This window comes from Paludisphaera rhizosphaerae (assembly GCF_011065895.1).
In the GTDB taxonomy this organism is placed as follows: domain Bacteria; phylum Planctomycetota; class Planctomycetia; order Isosphaerales; family Isosphaeraceae; genus Paludisphaera; species Paludisphaera rhizosphaerae.
The window spans coordinates 1-17,425 of record NZ_JAALCR010000061.1 but is presented as its reverse complement, the minus strand read 5'-3'; the positions used below and the strand labels follow the sequence as shown (position 1 = coordinate 17,425).

At 68.0% G+C, this 17,425-nt stretch carries 15 protein-coding genes; 8 read left to right on the top strand and 7 right to left on the bottom strand.

Annotated features, from left to right (window positions below):
* The first annotated feature begins 364 nt into the window (after nucleotides 1–364).
* The 6 genes from argH (at nucleotide 365) to G5C50_RS31525 (ending at nucleotide 9,993) form a co-directional block, all read left to right on the top strand.
* Entirely contained in the window at nucleotides 365–1,747 is a 1,383-nt protein-coding gene (argH, locus tag G5C50_RS31550) for an argininosuccinate lyase (protein WP_165075951.1), read from the top strand.
* 273 nt (nucleotides 1,748–2,020) lie between these two features.
* A complete protein-coding gene (gene lysA / locus G5C50_RS31545; RefSeq protein WP_165075949.1) occupies nucleotides 2,021–3,304 on the top strand; it encodes a diaminopimelate decarboxylase in 1,284 nt (427 codons plus the stop codon).
* A 246-nt stretch (nucleotides 3,305–3,550) separates the two neighbouring features.
* On the top strand, nucleotides 3,551–5,818 hold the full coding sequence (locus tag G5C50_RS31540) for a hypothetical protein (protein ID WP_165075947.1): 2,268 nt from the start codon (nucleotides 3,551–3,553) through the stop codon (nucleotides 5,816–5,818).
* Nucleotides 5,819–6,173: 355 nt separating this feature from the next.
* Nucleotides 6,174–7,238, top strand: a complete 1,065-nt coding sequence (locus G5C50_RS31535) for a sigma-54 interaction domain-containing protein (protein WP_407673638.1) — start codon at nucleotides 6,174–6,176, stop codon at nucleotides 7,236–7,238.
* Nucleotides 7,239–7,244: 6 nt separating this feature from the next.
* Nucleotides 7,245–8,240 (top strand): DNA-methyltransferase, encoded by a 996-nt coding sequence (locus G5C50_RS31530; RefSeq protein WP_165075943.1) that lies wholly within the window; start codon nucleotides 7,245–7,247, stop codon nucleotides 8,238–8,240.
* Nucleotides 8,241–8,337: 97 nt separating this feature from the next.
* The gene (locus tag G5C50_RS31525; RefSeq protein ID WP_165075941.1) at nucleotides 8,338–9,993 is read left to right on the top strand and encodes an acyltransferase family protein; all 1,656 of its coding nucleotides are present in this window, start codon (nucleotides 8,338–8,340) and stop codon (nucleotides 9,991–9,993) included.
* A gap of 205 nt (nucleotides 9,994–10,198) precedes the next feature.
* Here G5C50_RS31525 and G5C50_RS31520 read toward each other — a convergent pair whose 3' ends face one another.
* From G5C50_RS31520 to G5C50_RS31505, 4 genes are all read right to left on the bottom strand, one after another.
* On the bottom strand, nucleotides 10,199–11,176 hold the full coding sequence (locus G5C50_RS31520; RefSeq protein ID WP_165075938.1) for a poly-gamma-glutamate hydrolase family protein: 978 nt from the start codon (nucleotides 11,174–11,176) through the stop codon (nucleotides 10,199–10,201).
* 22 nt (nucleotides 11,177–11,198) lie between these two features.
* Complete coding sequence (locus tag G5C50_RS31515; protein WP_165075936.1) at nucleotides 11,199–11,402, bottom strand: hypothetical protein; 204 nt, start codon at nucleotides 11,400–11,402, stop codon at nucleotides 11,199–11,201.
* A gap of 189 nt (nucleotides 11,403–11,591) precedes the next feature.
* Nucleotides 11,592–12,623 carry a DUF1559 domain-containing protein gene (locus G5C50_RS31510; RefSeq protein ID WP_165075933.1) on the bottom strand — a complete coding sequence of 344 codons (1,032 nt, stop codon included), beginning with the start codon at nucleotides 12,621–12,623 and terminating at the stop codon, nucleotides 11,592–11,594.
* A gap of 229 nt (nucleotides 12,624–12,852) precedes the next feature.
* Nucleotides 12,853–13,197: a phasin family protein gene (locus tag G5C50_RS31505; protein WP_165075930.1), complete on the bottom strand. Its 345-nt coding sequence runs from the start codon at nucleotides 13,195–13,197 to the stop codon at nucleotides 12,853–12,855.
* Between the two features lie 161 nt (nucleotides 13,198–13,358).
* Between G5C50_RS31505 and G5C50_RS31500 the strand changes: the two genes are divergently transcribed.
* Nucleotides 13,359–14,204 carry an alpha/beta hydrolase gene (locus G5C50_RS31500; RefSeq protein ID WP_165075928.1) on the top strand — a complete coding sequence of 282 codons (846 nt, stop codon included), beginning with the start codon at nucleotides 13,359–13,361 and terminating at the stop codon, nucleotides 14,202–14,204.
* Nucleotides 14,205–14,264: 60 nt separating this feature from the next.
* Here G5C50_RS31500 and G5C50_RS31495 read toward each other — a convergent pair whose 3' ends face one another.
* On the bottom strand, nucleotides 14,265–14,696 hold the full coding sequence (locus G5C50_RS31495; RefSeq protein WP_165075925.1) for a carboxypeptidase-like regulatory domain-containing protein: 432 nt from the start codon (nucleotides 14,694–14,696) through the stop codon (nucleotides 14,265–14,267).
* 110 nt (nucleotides 14,697–14,806) lie between these two features.
* A complete protein-coding gene (locus tag G5C50_RS31490) occupies nucleotides 14,807–15,772 on the bottom strand; it encodes a DUF1559 domain-containing protein (protein WP_165075923.1) in 966 nt (321 codons plus the stop codon).
* 306 nt (nucleotides 15,773–16,078) lie between these two features.
* On the opposite strand from G5C50_RS31490, the gene G5C50_RS31485 reads away from it, so the two are divergent.
* Complete coding sequence (locus G5C50_RS31485) at nucleotides 16,079–16,795, top strand: SDR family NAD(P)-dependent oxidoreductase (RefSeq protein WP_165075921.1); 717 nt, start codon at nucleotides 16,079–16,081, stop codon at nucleotides 16,793–16,795.
* A 61-nt stretch (nucleotides 16,796–16,856) separates the two neighbouring features.
* Here G5C50_RS31485 and G5C50_RS31480 read toward each other — a convergent pair whose 3' ends face one another.
* Nucleotides 16,857–17,405, bottom strand: a complete 549-nt coding sequence (locus G5C50_RS31480) for a hypothetical protein (protein WP_165075919.1) — start codon at nucleotides 17,403–17,405, stop codon at nucleotides 16,857–16,859.
* Between the last annotated feature and the right edge of the window lie 20 nt (nucleotides 17,406–17,425).

Below are 17,425 nucleotides of genomic sequence, written 5' to 3'. Positions count from 1 at the left end.
GATCGGCGTCGCATAAGGGACCAACCGCAGGATGCGAGCCCGACGGCGGTCGTCCACCTCATCTAATCGCTTCGCGATCTGTCTTCCCCCGCGAGGGGGGAAGACCGCCCCCGTCGACGATCTAGCCGAAATCCAAGGGCACACCCTCTCCGAACGCGATCGGGGAACGCCCTCCCGCCGCCATCCGCCCGCGCATTCAGCCGGCCTGTCCGATTTCCCGTCACGAGCCCCACGACGCATCGAACCTGTTTCGTCGGCGAAACGTCCATCCGGCGGGCTCATTGAAAGGCCAGGGGCGACTGCCTATACTTAGGCTTGGTCTGCTGAATCAGCGCGCAATCATCGAGGCGAAGGGGGTCGGGACGTGGCGAGCAAGCCCTGGGGCGGGCGGTTCGACGCCGGGACGGATCGGCGGGTGGAGGAGTTCACGGAGTCGATCTCCTTTGACCGTCGGCTTTTCCGTCACGACGTTCTGGGCTCCCAGGCCCACGCCCGGATGCTGGCGCACGTCGGCCTGCTCACGCAGGACGAATGCAACGCCATCGTGCAGGGCCTTTCTGAGATCCAGACCGAGATCGAGGCCGGCCGCTTCCCGTTCGTGCTCGAACGCGAAGACGTGCACATGCACATCGAGGCCGCCCTCACCGAGAAGCTGGGGGATCTGGGTCGCAAGCTCCACACCGGACGCAGCCGCAACGATCAGGTTTCGACCGATGTCAAGCTCTGGACCCGCGACGCCCTCGACCGCGTCGACGCCGGGCTTCTACACCTTCAGCGGGCTTTCGTCGCCTCGGCCGCGCGGCACGAGGGGATCATCATCCCCGGCTACACGCACCTGCAACGGGCCCAGCCGGTCCTTGCGACCCATTATTTCCTGGCGTTCGTCGAGAAGCTGGAACGCGACCGCTCGCGCCTGGCCGACGCCCGCAAGCGGTTGAACATGCTCCCCCTGGGCGCAGCGGCCCTCGCCGGGACGAGCATCCCCATCGACCGCGAGTTCACCGCCCGCGAGTTGGGCTTCGACGGCGTCGCGGCCAACAGCCTGGACGTCTCCAGCGACCGCGACTTCGCCATCGAGTCGGTCTTCTCCCTGACCCTCATCGCCGAGCACCTCGCCGGCTGGGCCGAGGAATGGATCCTCTGGAGCACCCAGGAGTTCGGCTTCCTGGCGCTCCCCGACGCGATCTGCACCGGCTCCAGCATCATGCCCCAGAAGAAGAACCCGGACGTCCTGGAGCTGATCCGGGGCCGTTCCGCCCGGGTGGTCGGCTCGCTGACGACGCTGCTGGTGCTCATCAAGGGCCTGCCGCTGGCCTACAACCGCGACCTCCAGGAAGACAAGCTCCCCCTGTTCGACGCGTTCGACACCGTCGAAGCGGTCGTCGAGCTGGCCGCCGTGGTCGTCGAGGGGGCCAACCTCCGCCCCGACCGGATCAACGAGCGGCTCGACGAGGGGTATCTCGACGCCACGACGCTGATGGAGCACCTGATCCTCCAGGGGGTCCCCCAGCGCACGGCCCACGAGGTCATCGGCCGGCTGGTCGGCCTCTGCGAGCGCAAGGGCCTCAAACGCCTGGCCGACCTCTCCGACGCCGACCTGTCCGAAGCCTCCCCCAAGCTGGGCCCGGAGACCAAGGATCTGCTCGGCGTCGAGAAGGCCGTGGCCGCGTTCAAGTCGTATGGTTCGACCGCCCCGTCGGAAGTGGCGAAGCAGTTGGATCGGTGGAAGATGAAGTTGGAGATGTGAGTCAGGCCGTCGGTTGGATTGCCGTATTAACCCAAAACGGCCTTCCCCCCTCGCGGGGGAAGGTGGCCCGAAGGGCCGGATGAGGGGGAGGACGAGCAAGAAAGCCGCCAGCATCCAAAGCCCGAGTCAGCAGATCCGCCGGCGGTCGCCCCCTCATCCGGCCGTACCGGCCACCTTCCCCCGCGAGGGGGGAAGGCGAAGACCGGCCCGCGTGCGATCGGGTCGCGAGCAAGTCCAGGATGATCCGCCAAGCCAGCCAGGGAACCCCAGAAGATGGACGCGTTTCAGTACCGCGGGAATGAGCTTTACTGTGAGGACGTCCCCGTCGCCAAGCTGGCGGAGGAGTTTGGGACGCCGCTCTACGTCTACAGCGGGTCGATGATCGTCGAGACGCTGAAGACGCTCCAGGAGGTCTACGCCGAGGTCGACCCGTTGGTCTGCTTCTCGGTGAAGGCCAACTCGAACCTGGGCATTCTCCGGCTGCTGAAAGCGTATGGCAGCGGCTTCGACGTGGTCTCCGGCGGCGAGCTGTTCCGGGTGCTGAAGGCCGGCGGCGACCCCGCCCAGACGGTCTTCGCCGGCGTGGGCAAGAGCGACCCGGAGATCGCCCAGGCGATCGAGGCCGGCGTTTTGATGTTCAACGTGGAGAGCGAGGCCGAGCTGGACTCGATCGCCCGCGTGGCCGCGTCGATGGGTCGGGTCGCGCCGATCGCGCTGCGGGTGAACCCGGACGTCGACCCCAAGACCCACCGCTACACGGCGACCGGGCAGAAGGAATCCAAGTTCGGCCTGGACATCGATCGGGCCCTGCGGATCGCGGCGACCGTAAAGGATAAGCCGAGCCTGACGATGATCGGCATGCACATGCACATCGGCTCGCAGATCACCACGGTCGAGCCCTACGCCAAGGCCGTCGCCAAGGGCGTGGAGCTGATCGGGCAGCTGCGGGAGATGGGCCACCCCATCGCCTGGTACAACATGGGGGGCGGCTACGGGATCGGCTACAAGGGGCCCGAAGCCAAGCCGTTGAAGGAATTCGCGGCGGCGATTTTGCCGGGGATCAAGGCCGCCGGATGCCGGCTGGCGATCGAGCCGGGGCGGGTCATCGCGGGGAACGCCGGCGTGCTGGTCGGCCGTGTGTTATATACCAAGCAGTCGGGCGACAAGCGGTTCGTCATCCAGGACGCCGCCATGAACGACCTGATCCGGCCGGCTCTTTATGAGTCGTTCCACCGGATCTGGCCCGTGACGGTGCCCCCGGGCCTCCCCGCGCCGCCGACCGACTACGAAGCCGCGATCCCCGGGACCGAGCCCCGGGACGTCGTCGGCCCGATCTGCGAGAGCGGCGACTTCTTCGCCAAGGACCGGCCGCTGCCGCCTCTCGACCGCGGCGACCTCCTGGCGACGTTCTCCGCCGGCGCCTACGGCATGGTCATGGCCTCCAACTACAACACCCGCCCCCGCGCCGCCGAGATCCTCGTCGAAGGCGACCAGGCCCGCCTGGTCCGCCGCCGAGAGACCCTCGACGAGCTGGTGGCCGCGGAAGAGGGGTTGTAACGAGAGGAAGGCCTTCTCCGCCCCTTCTCCCCCCGGGAGAAGGTGGCCGAAGGTCGGATGAGAGTCGTCGGAGTTCGGAGGGCGTGCAGGTCGCGGATCACGAGGGCGTCGGTTCTGTCGAAGCGCCGAAACCCTCATCCGGCCCTGCGGGCCACCTTCTCCCGGGGGGAGAAGGGGAGAGAAGGCCGAAGGAGTCAGGCGAAGAAGGCAAGGGCCACCGGGACATCAACCCAGCGGGTGACAGTCATGCGTCAAGACAACGTTCGCTCGATCCGGCCGCGTGGGCGCGGCGGGCGGCTGCTGGTCGCGGGGACCCTCGCGGCGTTGGGGTGGTCGACGGCCGGGCCTTTGCCCTGGTCCGCGGCGCAGGTTCCCGGGCCGGAGCTGTTCGCCAAGCAGCCGGAGACCCCTGAGGAACTCTGGTCGGCCATCGACTACCTGACCCGGACGGGCCAGGGTCGGCAGGCCGTCCCGTTCCTCAACGCCTTCTCCAAGGCCGAGATCGACGACGCCTCCCTGCTGAAGCTCCGGGACAAGTACGGCGCCGGCTCGTTCCTGCGGCTCTCCGACGACCCCGCCACCCGGCCGTTCGCCGAGCCCCTCACCACCAAGCTCGCCGACGCCGCCCGCCGAATGGCCGCCGACGCGCAGCGGATCCAGCAGTACATCCCCGCGCTCTCGGCCTCGAAGGACGAGCAGGACTACGCCGTCGCCCGGCTCCGCGAGTCCGGCGCGTTCGCCGTTCCGCCGCTCGTCGCCGAGTTGAAGAAGTTCGGGACGACCACCCCCGAACGCGAACGGCTCGTCTACAACGCCAGCCGACTCGACACCGCGACGACCCCCGCCTGGATCGCCGCGCTCGACTCGCCCGACCCGGGGATCGCCGCCGACGCCGCCCACATTCTCGGGAACCTGGGCGACACCCGCGCCATCCCGTTCCTGACCTTCCCGGCCGCCTCGCCCGACTCCCCCGCCGGCGTGAAGACCAACGCCGCGCTGGCGATCGAGAAGATGACCGGCAAGCCGTTCGAGCGCCAGCCCCGATCCCCCGTGCAGGTGCTGGACGACGCCGCCGAGGCCTACGCCCGCCACCTCTTCGAGATGCCCAGCGAGCAGGTCCTCCTCTGGCGCTGGGATGAAAGCAAGGGCGTGCCGGCCCCGTACCTCGCCCGCCGTCTGGACGTGGAGGGGATCTTCGGCGGTCGACTGGCCGACGACGCCCTGAAGCTCGATCCCGACAACCGCCGAGCCCAGGTGGTGCGGCTGGGCTTCGCCCTGGAACGGGCCGTCGACAAGGTGGGCTACGAGAACTTCCCCGCCAAGGATCAGGAGACCTACGCGGACGCCCTGTCCAACGGCCCTGAGGTTCTCGGCGACCTGCTCCGAGGGGCGATCGCCACCAACCGGCCCACGCTCGCGGCCGTCACGGCCGAGGCCCTGGGCAAGGTGGCCGACCCCTCGCTCCCTTCGCGGAACGGCAAGCCCCACCCGCTGGTGCAGGCCCTGACGGCCCCCGGCCGTCGGCTTCAACTGGCCGCGGCCAAGGCGATCGTGGACATCGGCCCGACCCAGCCCTTCCCGGGCTCCAGCCAGGTCGTCCCCGCGCTCTCGCGGTATTTGCTCAACCAGTCGCTGCCCCGGGCGGTCGTCGTCGACGGCAACCCCGCGCGGGCCGCGGAGGTCGCCGGCTCGCTGCGGAAGCTCGGCTATGAGGCCGACGCCGAGACGTCCGGGCCCGCCGCCTTCCGTGCAGCCACGGAATCGGCCGACGTCGAGCTGATCCTGGTCTCGCACGACAACGCCCCGGGCTCGTGGGACATCCACGACGTCCTCTCGATCTTCGGCGCCGACTCCCGGACCTCCGCCCTGCCGATCTACGTCTACGGGCCGAAGGACCTGGACCTCCGCCGCCCCGGCCTCGCCGCCGAGTACCCCAAGGCCAAGTTCATCATCCACACGACCGACCCCACGGCGCTCGAGCGTCAACTGGGCGGGCGGCCCTCGAAGTTGAGCGACGCCGAGCGGATCTCGCAGGCCCAGCAAGCGGCCGACGCCCTGGCGAAGATCGCCGCCCGGCCGAGGAGCCTGTTCGCCCCCGACCTGGCCGCCGCCGGCGAGACGATCTCGGGCGCCGTCGGCCTGCACGACGTGGAGAAGCCCGTCGCCGACGTCCTTGCCGACGTCCCGGCGCCCAACGCCCAGCGAGCCCTGGCCGACGTGATCCTCGACCCCTCGCGCGACGTGGAACTGCGACGCTCCGGCGCCAGCCAACTCGCCAGGAGCATCCAGAAGTTCGGCCCCCTCGTCATGGCCGACCAGGAGAAGAAGCTCGCCGACGCCTTCCAGTCCGAGCAGGACGTCGACCTGCACACCGGCCTGGGGAACGTCCTGGGCGCCCTGCGACGCTTCTCCCCGCTGTCCCAACGTCCGGCCAACGCAACCTATGGACCCGACCAAGGCGCGACCGCCGCGCCGGTCGTCGCCCCAACCCCCGTGGAAACACCGACGCCATGAGTTAAGAGTGGATAGGGCCTTGTTTGAGGCCCGATTCCAGAACAGGGCGCCATGCCCACGCTGGTCGTGGGCATGCGATCGGCCGCGGCCTCGCAACCATCCCTCGCCGATCCATGGCCACGCAAGCGTGGCCATGGGACCCGGGTCGAAATCGCCCTGAAGAGAGTTCCTTACAATAACCCGACGGTCGCCGACGCCCCTGGACGCCGCATCCCGAGAAACGACCTGATTCATGCCCATTGAGACCCGGCCCACCTTCGGCCATCCGCTGAGACCCTCTCCCCGAGGGCTGGGCTCGGAGTCCGTCCAGGACCCGAACGCCCCGCTGCCCGGGGTGATCGGCGGCGGCCCGGCGATGCGCGAGGTCTTCAAGACCACCCGGCAGGTCGCTCCGTCGCGGGCCTGCGTCCTGATCGTCGGCGAAACCGGCACCGGCAAGGAACTCGTCGCCCGCGCCATTCACGACCTCTCACCGCGATCAACGGGCCCTTACATCCGGGTGAACTGCGGAGCGCTCACGGAAAGCCTGCTGGAGTCCGAGCTGTTCGGCCACGTCAAAGGGTCGTTCACCGGCGCGGTCGACAACCGCACGGGCCGGTTCGAGGCCGCCCACACCGGCAGCATCTTCCTGGACGAGGTCAACAGCACCTCGCCCAAGCTCCAGGTGAAGCTCCTCCGCGTCCTGCAGGAAGGGGAGTTTGAGCGCGTCGGCGACAACAGCACCAAGAAGGTGGACACCCGGATCGTCGCCGCCACCAACCGAGACCTCCTCGACGAGATCGACTCCGGCCGGTTCCGCGAGGACTTGTACTATCGGTTGAACGTCGTCCCGATCTACCTCCCGCCGCTGCGCGAGCGTCGAGAGGACGTGGAGTTGCTGGTCAACTTCTTCCTGAAACGCTACGGCGACCAGAACCGTCGCGAGGTCCGCCGCGTCCACCCGGAGGCCATGCGGAGGCTCCGCGAGCACGACTGGCCGGGGAACGTCCGCGAGTTGCAGAATTACGTCGAACGCGCCGTGATCCTGGGCGACGGGCCGGAACTGCTCGTCGAACACCTGCCGCCGCAGCTTCGCGGCGAGACCGCCCCGCGACCGATCCGCCATCGCGGCGGGGCCTCCGGCGCAGACTTCGCCGCGCTCACCTCGGAGCTGGTCCGCCAGGGCCTTCGCGCCGCCGGCCCCAACGCCAACGACCTGCACGACCGCGTCGTCGGCCAGGTCGAGCGCGAGTTGATCCAGCAGGTTCTGCAGGCCTGCGACCGCGTCCAGATCAAGGCCGCCGCCCGGCTGGGGATCAACCGGAACACGCTCCACAAAAAGCTCTCCGAGTATCGCATCGACGAGAACGCTCCCGCCGCGCCGGCCAACGGCGACGGCGGCGCCGATTCACCCGACGCCCATCACCCCGACGACGAGTGAGGCCCCATGCGGAAAGCCGACCCCACGCCCTCCGGCTCGCCCGGAGCGGCGCCGACCTCCGGCGCGCGGAATTCCAGCGAAATCTCGCGCGGGCCCCTCGAACTCGACCGTTTGTACGCGGGCGACTGCTTGCACCTATTGCCCCGAGTCGAGACCGGCTCCGTCGACCTGATTTTCGCCGACCCCCCGTTCAACATCGGCTATGATTACGATGTCTACGACGACGAACGCGACTCCGAAGCCTACCTTGACTGGACCAGGCGCTGGGGTCGCGAAGTCGTTCGTGCACTCAAGCCCGACGGAACGTTCTGGCTCGCCATCGGCGACGAATACGCCGCCGAGATGAAGTGGATCTTCCACCGCGAGCTGGGCCTGACGCTTCGGAGCTGGGTGGTTTGGTACTATACGTTTGGGGTCCACTGCCGACGTAAATTCGCTCGCAGCCACGCCCACTTGCTTTACTTCTTGAAGGACCCCAAACGTTTCACCTTCAACGGCGACGATCCGGCGGTCCGCGTGCCGTCGGCTCGTCAGCTCGTCTACGCCGATCTCCGCGCCAACCCCAAGGGCCGGCTCCCCGACGACACCTGGATCCTCCGTCCCCAGGACATGAGCCAGGGCTTCGAGGAACACGAGGACACCTGGTACGTCCCCCGCGTCTGCGGCACGTTCAAGGAACGCGCGGGGTTCCACGGCTGCCAGATGCCCGAGCAGATCCTCGGCCGGGTCGTCCGGGCCAGCTCGAACCCCGGCGAGACGGTCCTCGACCCGTTCGCCGGCAGCGGCACGACGCTGACCGTCGCCAAGAAGCTGGACCGTCGCTACCTGGGCTTCGAACTGTCCGACTCCTACGCCGAAGCCGTCCAGAAACGCCTCGCCGCCGCCTTCCCCGGCCAGCCCCTCGAAGGCGGGGCCGACCCCCTCTCCGGCGGCCTCAAGACCCCCACCGAAGCCCCCGCCCGACGCCGCCGCGCCCCGGTCCAGAAGAAGGCTGGGGCCTGACCCGAGAGGCCCCCGGTGCATTCGGTGTTGTGATGCCTCGGCGGGTGGGATGCGAGTCACGCCCCAATACTGGGCGGCGTCGAGCGAACCCCCTCGCATGAGCCACTCGCATCCTCCCTTCGCCCGACGATCCGACCTGGACGCCCTGCGGGCGGTCGCCATGCTGTTGGGGATCGTCCTGCACGCGTCGCTGTCGTTCTTCCCGGCGTTCTGGGTCGTGTCGGACTCCCGACAGGCCCCCGGGCTTGGGATCCTGTTCTCGGCCATCCACGGCTTCCGGATGCCGCTCTTCTTCGTGATGAGCGGCTTCTTCACCGCGATGCTGCTGCATCGGCGAGGCCCCGGGGCGCTGGTGAAGCATCGCTTCCGGCGGGTCTTCCTCCCGCTGCTGCTGGGCCTGGTGACCGTCGTCCCGGCGGTGCACTGGATCTCCGGCGTCGCCATGTCGTCGGCCTCGCAGGGGACCGACGAACCCAGCGCCGATGCCAAGAAAGCCACGATCGGGACCGCCGCCGAAGCCGGCGACCTCGACGCGATCGAGCGGCGGCTCGCAGACGGCGCGAGCGTGAACGACCTCGTCGGCGAGTTCCAGGTGACTCCCCTCCATCTCACTGCGCTGGCGAACAAGGCGTCGGCCGTGAAGCTGCTCGTCGACCGAGGGGCGAACGTCAATGCCGCGGCCACCGACGGCGGCACTCCCCTGCATGCGGCGGCCTTCGTCGGCGCGGACGAGGCCGTCGCCGCGCTCATCGCCGGCGGGGCGGACGTCAACGCGGTGAACAAGCGCGGCAAGACCCCGCTCGACAACGCGATCGTCGACGAGGGGACGACGATCTACTTCGCGTCGATGCTCAAGCTCACCGTGAACGAGGACGGCCTGGGCCGTCGCAAGGCGGCGATCGCCGAATCCCTCCGCCAGCGCGGCGCGATCACGGGGAAGCCCGACAACCTGGCCGACCTCCTCATGCAGATCCCGCTCTTCAGCCACCTCTGGTTCCTGTGGTTCCTCTGGTGGCTCGTGCTCGGGCTGGCGGCCGTTTCGCTGGTCGGGACGAGGCTGCCGGCCGTGCGACCGCCCGCGTGGCTGATCGTCTCGCCGGCTCGTTATCTCTGGCTGATCCCGCTGACGATGCTCCCCCAGTGGCTCATGGGCGACGGCGTCTTCGGCCCCGACACGTCGTCGGGCATTCTTCCCATCCCGCACGTGCTGGCGTATTACGCGATCTTCTTCGGCTTCGGGGCGCTCGATTACGCGTATGACGATCACGCCGCCCGCGTCGGCTCGCGCTGGGGCCTGCCGCTGGCGATCGCCCTCCTGGTCGTCTTCCCCCTGGGCATGGCGCTGACGACGGGGTGGCCCGAGCCGCTGGCCGCGACGTTCGGCGGCCTCGACCCGTCGCAGCGACGGCTGCTCTCGACGGCCCTGCAGGCGGCGTATCCCTGGCTGATGACGTTCGGCCTGATGGGGCTGTTCCGCCGGTTCTGGCCCGAGGAGAGCCCGACGATGCGCTACCTGTCGGACTCGGCCTACTGGCTGTACCTCGCCCACCTGCCGCTGGTGATCGCCGCCCAGTACCTCGTGCGCGACTGGCCGATCCCGTCGCTCGCGAAGCTCGTGCTCATCGTCGCGGTCTCGACGGCCTTGCTGCTCGTGTCGTACCAGTTCCTGGTCCGCTACACCTGGTTGGGCCGCCTGCTGAACGGCCCCCGGGCCCGACCCGAGCCCGCGGAAACCGCCCCAGCCGCCGCGTAACCGCTCGTCGGAGGACGTTCCGACGTCTTCCCCCCTGGAGGGGGAAGACAGACCGCGCAGCGGTCAGATGAGGGGGACGATCGGCGTCGGACATAGATCCGACGGCCGCTCAAGAACCAACGCCGATCCCCCCTCATCCGGCCCTTCGGGCCACCTTCCCCCGCGAGGGGGGAAGGCCGTTGAGGTCTGGATTCGATGCACACTTTCAGAGCTTCGTCCGGTAGACCTCCGCAACGGCGTCGGCGATTTCCTTCCAGTATTCGCGGCGGGCGGTGGGGCCCTGTTCGAGCTGGATGCCGCGGTCGGTATAGCGGTTGACGATGTTGCTCGGCGTGGTGCCGCCCAGGGGCTGGCCCTGGTAGGCGATGACGACCTCGACGCCCTTGTCGCCCACGGCCTTCTTGAGGGCTTCCGCGACCTCCTGCTTCAGCTCCATCGGCCCGGTGCCGCCGACGAGCAGTCCTTCGGCGGCCTTGCCGTGGAACGAAAAGGCGTAGTCGTAGCGTCGCTTTCCCGCCTGAGCGAGCAGGGGGTAGCTAGCCTCGCTGATCTCGGTGGACGTAATGTGCCAGCGGCCGTAGGCGGTCTGCGGGCCGGGAGGGTCGTAGCCCTTGAGGATCCAGGTGGAAACCCGGGGCTTCCCCAGCTTCTCCTTGAGCCGGATCGACTGGAGGTCCGTCGGCCGCTCGATCTCGCCGCCGTGAGGGGCCATGATCAACAGGCCCGTATGCGTCCCGTCGTCGTCCAGCCGCTCGACCAGCTCCCCCTGAGTGTCGGCCTGCTCGTCGGTCAGTTCGGAGCGCGGGGCGGGGACGATGGCCACCGTGGCCGAGAAGGAGTCGGGCGCGTCCTTGCCCATCCGCTGCCGGCCCGACAGCCCCATGCGGATGATCGTATCGGGCTCTTCCTGACGGGGGATCAGCGTATAGACGGCGAAGGTGGAGGAGTCCTTGTAGATCCTCGCCTGCTGACCGGGCTTCGCCCCCAGCGCGGCGAGCCGATCGGCGTCGATCTCGCAGTGCTCCTGCTGCTTGGTCAGTTCGCTGCCGGCCTCGGCCTTCTTGACCTCGGCGACGAACGAGGGCGTGGGGGCCTGGGCGGGGACTCGACTGGAGAGGACGGCGCAGGTGCAGGTGCAGGCGCCCACGGTCAGCAGCCAGAATCGGCGATGGTTCGCGTTCAACGTGCGGGCTCCGGCTTCTCGGTCACTGGGCCTTGGATTCCTCGGCCGGGGCGTCCTCGGCCTTCTTCGTCGACTTCTTGGCCTGCGAGGGCTTCGTGCTGGAATCCGAGTCCGAGACGATCACGCTCGGCGGAGCCGTGGGGGCGTCGGGGTTGGAGTCGCAGCCGGACAGAACCGCCGCGGCGAGGGTCGCCAAGACGACGAGGGAACGAAAACGGATAGGCATGGTTCGATTCGCTTTTTGAAACAGGGGATGACCGTGCACGGGTGCCATGCCCACGCTCGCCGTGGGCATGCGATCGGCGACGGCCCTGCGGTCATCCCACGCCGGCCCATGGCCACGCGAGCGTGGCCATGGCACCCATCGAGAGATCGTTCGAAGGGCCGATTGTACGAGTCCATTCCGCTCCGTCGATCAATACGCGTCGGCGCTGACGACCTCGCCGCCGGCGCGGGTGGCCAGGGCGCGGTAGCTGTCGGGCGCGATGCTCGCCTTGAGGAACCGGACTGAGCCGTCGCCGAGCAGGAAATTGGCGCCGCCCGGGTGCTGGCTGCGGAAGCCGATCTGTCCCTGTTCCAGCAAACGCGGATCGCCCAGCCAGTTGGTCTGGGCGTCGGGCGCTGCGGGGGAAACGACGTGCGGCAGCCGCATCCCGGCGTTGATCTTGGGGACGGCCGTCACCAGCCCCTGGTAGGTGAAGGACGACCCCGTGCCGCTCCCCGTGTTGTACGAGAACGAGTAGCCGCCCAGCCGGCTCCAGGTGTTCTGCCAGGTCAGCGGGTGGTTCCGGAACCGCGACAGCTCGCCGATCATCAGCGTGTTGCTGGTGCCGTCGGTGAGGGCGGCCTCGGAGTAGCACATGTTGATCCCCAGCGGGCCGTTCCCCTCGTAGGGAGCGCAGTTGCTGGTGGTCAGCCGGATGATGTCCCAGGTGCCGACGTTCCCCGCGTACGAACCCTGGCGGTAGGTGTTCTGATCGGTCGAGGTCGGGACCTGGCCCTGGTCGGACGGGCAGACGAAGGTGGAGATGTTGGTGCTGAAGGCCGTCTGCTGCACCAGGCCGGGCGGAACGCCGTACTCGGGGTCGGTGTTGGCTGCGCCGGCTGCGAAGTAAAAGTTGATGTTGTTGTAGACGTTCGACTGCTCCATGTACCCCAGCAGGAAGCTGAAAACCGTGTGCTGGCGGGTGATCGAGCAGCCGCCGCCGGGGAGCTTGAAGTAGGTCGTCCCTCCCATAGGGAAGCGGGCGTGAGTCGAGTTGTAGTTGTGGCAGGCCAGCCCCATCTGCTTCAGGTTGTTGACGCACTGGGCGCGGCGGGCGGCCTCACGCGCCGCTTGCACGGCGGGGAGCAAAAGCGAGATCAGCACCGCGATGATCGCGATGACGACGAGGAGTTCAATGAGCGTAAAGGCCGCGCGGGCGCGCGTCGAAGCAGGGGCGGGCATGGAGGATCTCCGTCGGAGGGAAGTCGCGGAGAGCCGTGCGTGTACGGCTCTCCCCGGCCGGGCGTGCAAGAGCGAGCGCCGGCCTGCGCGGGCCTCGGCAGACGGAGAGGAGACGAACCCGGTCCGCGCATCGGAAGATTAAAGCGGACCGGATCGATGTCGTCAAGTTAAAATGCGTGCATCCGTCAGTCGACGGAGGGACCTCCGCTCATCGTTGCGGGGTCGGCTCTCAAACCCCGTGGTGCGAGGCCGCCGCGTGGTGGGACGAGGCGTGCTCGTGCTTCTTCAACTCGTCTTCGAGGGCGTCGATGCGGCCCTGGAGCTTGGCGACTTCGTCCTTGTGGACAAGGTTCAGGCCCTCGACGGCCTTCTTCACCAGGGCGTTGACCCGGGTCTCGAACTCGTTGCGGGCGGTCTCCGACTGCTTCATCAGGTTGTCGACGAACTCGCGGCCCTCGCTCTCGCCGAGCTTCGCCTGCTCGGCCAGGTCGCGGCCGAGTTCCTCGACCTTGTCCTTGGTCATCACCGCCAGCCCCAGGCCGGTCAACATCGTTCGCTTGATCAGGTCGATCATCCGCGGCCTCCTTCACAACAGAAGAATGAGGACCAAGGGCCCCTCTGATAGTATACGAAACCCGAAGGCAGACGGGTCGCGACACTTCCCGAGGAGGCCGGGGTTTCATCCGTCGGTCCCATGTTCTCAATACCGAGCGAGTGGATGAGGAGGGCGGAACGATGACGATGCGACAGGCCCTGACGGTCGTCGTGGCGGCGGCGTGGACGATCTCAGCCCAGGCCCAGGAGACGACGACGACGTCGAAGACGTTCGTCTACAAGGAAGCTCCCAAGGCGAAGCTGGAGGTCGTCGTCACGTATCCGCCCGGCTGGAAGGCCGAGGACCATCGGCCGGGGATCGTCTTCTTCTTCGGCGGCGGGTGGACGAACGGGAACATCAAGCAGTTCGAGGCCCAGGCCGAGCACCTGGCGCGGCGAGGGATGGTGGCCGCCCGGGCCGACTACCGGGTGAAGTCCCGCCAGGACGTGAGGCCCGACGCCTGCGTCGAGGACGCCAAGAGCGCGCTGAGGTGGTTCCGCGCCCACGCGGCGGAGCAGGGGGTGGACCCGGATCGGATCGTCGCGGCGGGGGGATCAGCCGGCGGCCACATCGCGGCCTGCACCGCGTTCACGACCGGCCTGGACGCCCCCGGCGACGACCTGAAGGTCTCGCCGAAGCCCAACGCGATGGTGCTGTTCAACCCGGTGCTGCGATTCTCCGGCGTCCCCCAGTTGATGAAGCGGATCGACGACGACGAGAAGCTCGGCGACGCGATCACTCCCAACCTGCACATCACCAAAGACGCCCCGCCGGCCCTGATCCTGTTCGGCACGGATGACAAACTCGCCGTCATGGGCGACGAGTACATCAAGAAAGCCAAGGACCTCGGCGTCCGCGCCGAGCTGTTCTCCGCACCCGGCCAGGGCCACAGCTTCTTCAACCGAGAGCCCTGGAAGGCGCGCACCACCGCGGCGATGGACGAGTTCCTGACCTCGATCGGCTACCTGCCGCCAGTCGGGAAATGAAGCCGACGAGGCCCGCGGGCTTGGCCAAAGCTCGCAAGCCCGGGAGTTCGCCGCCCTGGGTCATTTCTTGGACTTGAGGTCGAAGTCGAATGTCTGGTCGACGTCCGGCTTGACGTCCACTTTCAACTCGGAGTTGATGTTGTAACGGCTGGGGATCGCGTTGCGAGTCTCCTCGATCGTCTGCCCCGAATACTCGCTGTCGGGGATGCGCCGGCCGGTGGGTGCCGTCTTGGAAATCTCGACGCGGTAAGCTCCGGGCCCTGGGCCTTCCGAACGGGCGATGGAATACGCGCCGGCTTCGACCGTTCCATGGGCGGCCGCCCCGGAGGCGAGGGGCTGGAAGGTGATCGCCGCGCCCGTCAGGGGGCTGCCGTCGAGGGTCACCTTGCCCGCGACGCCGACGTGCAGGAACTCGTCGTTGGGGCCGCAGCCGCCCAGCCAGGCGGAGGCCAGGGTGCCCGTCAATGCGACGTATCTCAATCGCTTGCGCATGATCTCTCCTCGGACTGTCCCACCCGCCCCGGGGGCCGGGAGACGCGAAGCGCGGAGGAGGTCGCCCCGCGCCAATGTTTAGCTCGTCCGCAGCAGCGTCGGCGTGGTGGTCAGAACGCGTCCGAGGAGATCACCTCGCCAAGGGCCCGAGTGCTGAGGGCCTGGAAGGTCGGCACGTTGATCGAGTCCTTGAGGAACCGCACCGAGCCGTCACAGAACAGGACGTTGACGCCGCCCGGGTGATGGCTCCGCGTGCCGAGGTAGTAGTCCAGCCCGTTGGAACTGTCCGTGGTGCAGGGGGCCAGGTTGCCCGGGTCGTTGTAGCAGACGCCGTAGTCCGGAGCCTTGCTGTTGGGTGCCAGCCGCGCCGTGACCTGATAGCAGGCCGCGTCGTCGTTCCAGATTCGTCCTCGACGGTCGATGACCAGGCTGGGCCCGGCCGGCGAGGTCGTCTGGAGCAGTTCCAGCATGGCCGTCGTGTTGCTGGTGCCGTCGGTGAGGGCGGCGATGGGCGCCCCGTAGCTGAAGTAGAAGGGCGCGTAACCGGTCAACGCCACGCTGGACCCGGACGGCCCCTGGTTGAACATCGTGTTCATCCCCCAGTTCGCCCCGTAGTTCCCCTTGACGTCGAAGTTCTGGGTAACGCCGCCGACCACCTTGGCGAAGACCTTGGCGGTGTCGGACGGGCAGTTGAACACAGAGAAGCTCGTTAGCCTCGCGGTATTGTTGGCGACGTCTTCGAACAAGATCCTGGAGAAGTTGTACGACTGGTAGGCCGCAGTCTGCTCGAAGAACGGCAGGATCGAGACGAACAGCGGTTGGCGGTAGTAGGGGGCTGGGTACAGCCCGGTCGTCGGCAAGCGGCCCTGCGCCCCCATCGGGAACTGCAGGTTGATGTCGGTGTAGTTGTGGAGGGCGAGGCCGATCTGCTTCAGATTGTTCGTGCACTGAATTCGCCGTGCCGCCTCCCGGGCCGCCTGCACGGCCGGCAGCAGCAGGGCGATCAGGACCGCGATGATCGCGATCACCACCAACAACTCGATCAAGGTGAACCCGCCAGATCGTCGGGGCTTCATGTCCGCCTCCTCGCCGCGCCGCATCGCGCCGTCGCCGTCGCTGTGCCCGCCTCGGTTCACTTCGAGCCGAGGATTCGGGATGCTAGCGGCGGCCGATTCTTATCTTGCCTATAGGATTAGTCAAGTTAAATTCTATGATCGTCCGGGATCATGGTGAGGCGATCGGCATGACTTGCCCCATGAAGGGTTGCCGACCGCTCTCGTCGCCCTCCGCTCTGATAGAATGGCTGGCCGAGTTCGGAGGGCCGTACCGACAGTCATGGATTTCTCCGGGGTCGATCGACAGATCAGAGCATGGAGATTCGTATGGTTTCCGCGCGCAAGGTCGTGGTCGTCACCGGAGCGTCGCAGGGGATTGGGGCGGGGCTGGTCCGCGGGTTCCTCGATCGGGGCGATCGCGTGGTGGCCAACTCGCGGTCGATCGAGGCGGCCGACGCGACGGACATGGTCTCGGTCGCCGGCGACATCGCCGACCCGGCGGTGGCGGACCGGGTGATCGCCCGCGCGGTGGAGGCGTTCGGCCGGGTGGATACGCTGGTCAACAACGCCGGAATCTTCATCTCCAAGCCCTTCACCGAGTACACCGAGGCCGACTTCGCGCGGAAGGTCGCGGTGAACCTCGCGGGGTTCTTCTTCGTCTCACAGGCGGCCGTCCGGCAGATGCTCGCGCAGGGCGGGGGCGGGCACATCGTGAACATGACGACGACCCTCGTGCGACAGCCCGTGAAGGGCGTGCCCTCGGCGCTGGCGTCCCTCACGAAAGGGGGTCTGGACGCCGTGACGAGGTCGCTGGCGATCGAGTACGCCGACAGGGGCATCCGAGTGAACACCGTGGCCCCGGGCACCATCAAGACGCCGATGCACTCGCCCGAGGCCCTCGCCGAGGCCGCCGCGCTCCACCCGCTGGGCCGTGTGGGCGAGATCCAGGAAATCGTCGACGCGGTGCTCTACCTGGACTCGGCCGCTTTCGTCACCGGCGAGACCCTGTACGTCGACGGCGGCGCGCACGCCGGCCACTGGTGACTCCCTGGGAGCGGCCTCGGTCCTGCCTCGTGAAACGGGTGAATCGACCTGCCGTCGATCTTCACAATCGCCACAATGCAAGGAGAGCCAAGGTGAGGGCGACCGGCCAGAGCCGCAGATAATCCCCGCGTCGCGGCCGGCCCGTCATGACGAGGCTCGACAGGACTAACCGCAATGAGCGAGCGACCGCCAGCCCGAGCACAAGCCCGGCCGCCGTACACGCCTCCAACGTCGGCGGCTCGGGGCCGACCCAGCACCGCCCTGTGACGACCAGACTCCGGAACTCGAAACTCCTCGATCCGGACCACGCGAGGAAACCCACGACGAACGCCAGGTCGGACAACCCCACGATCAGCGTTGCGCCCCCAAGTGAGAACAACGCGTCCAAAGCCTTTCGCCGCCAACTCGCCGGATCCTCCAGGCCTTTTCGCGACGCGGCGTCGCGATAGAGAGCCAGCGCCAGGAGGAGCGTACAACCTACGATGACAGCCCCGACCGTCCCACGGCCGTCCCCGCCGCGGATCGCCGCGCAGAGCAGAGCCGCTGCCGCCGTCGCGATCATCGCGGAAAGGACCGACCAGTATCGAGGCCAGCCACCTCCGTCGGTCATCCAGCGCCTCCTCGGTTCCG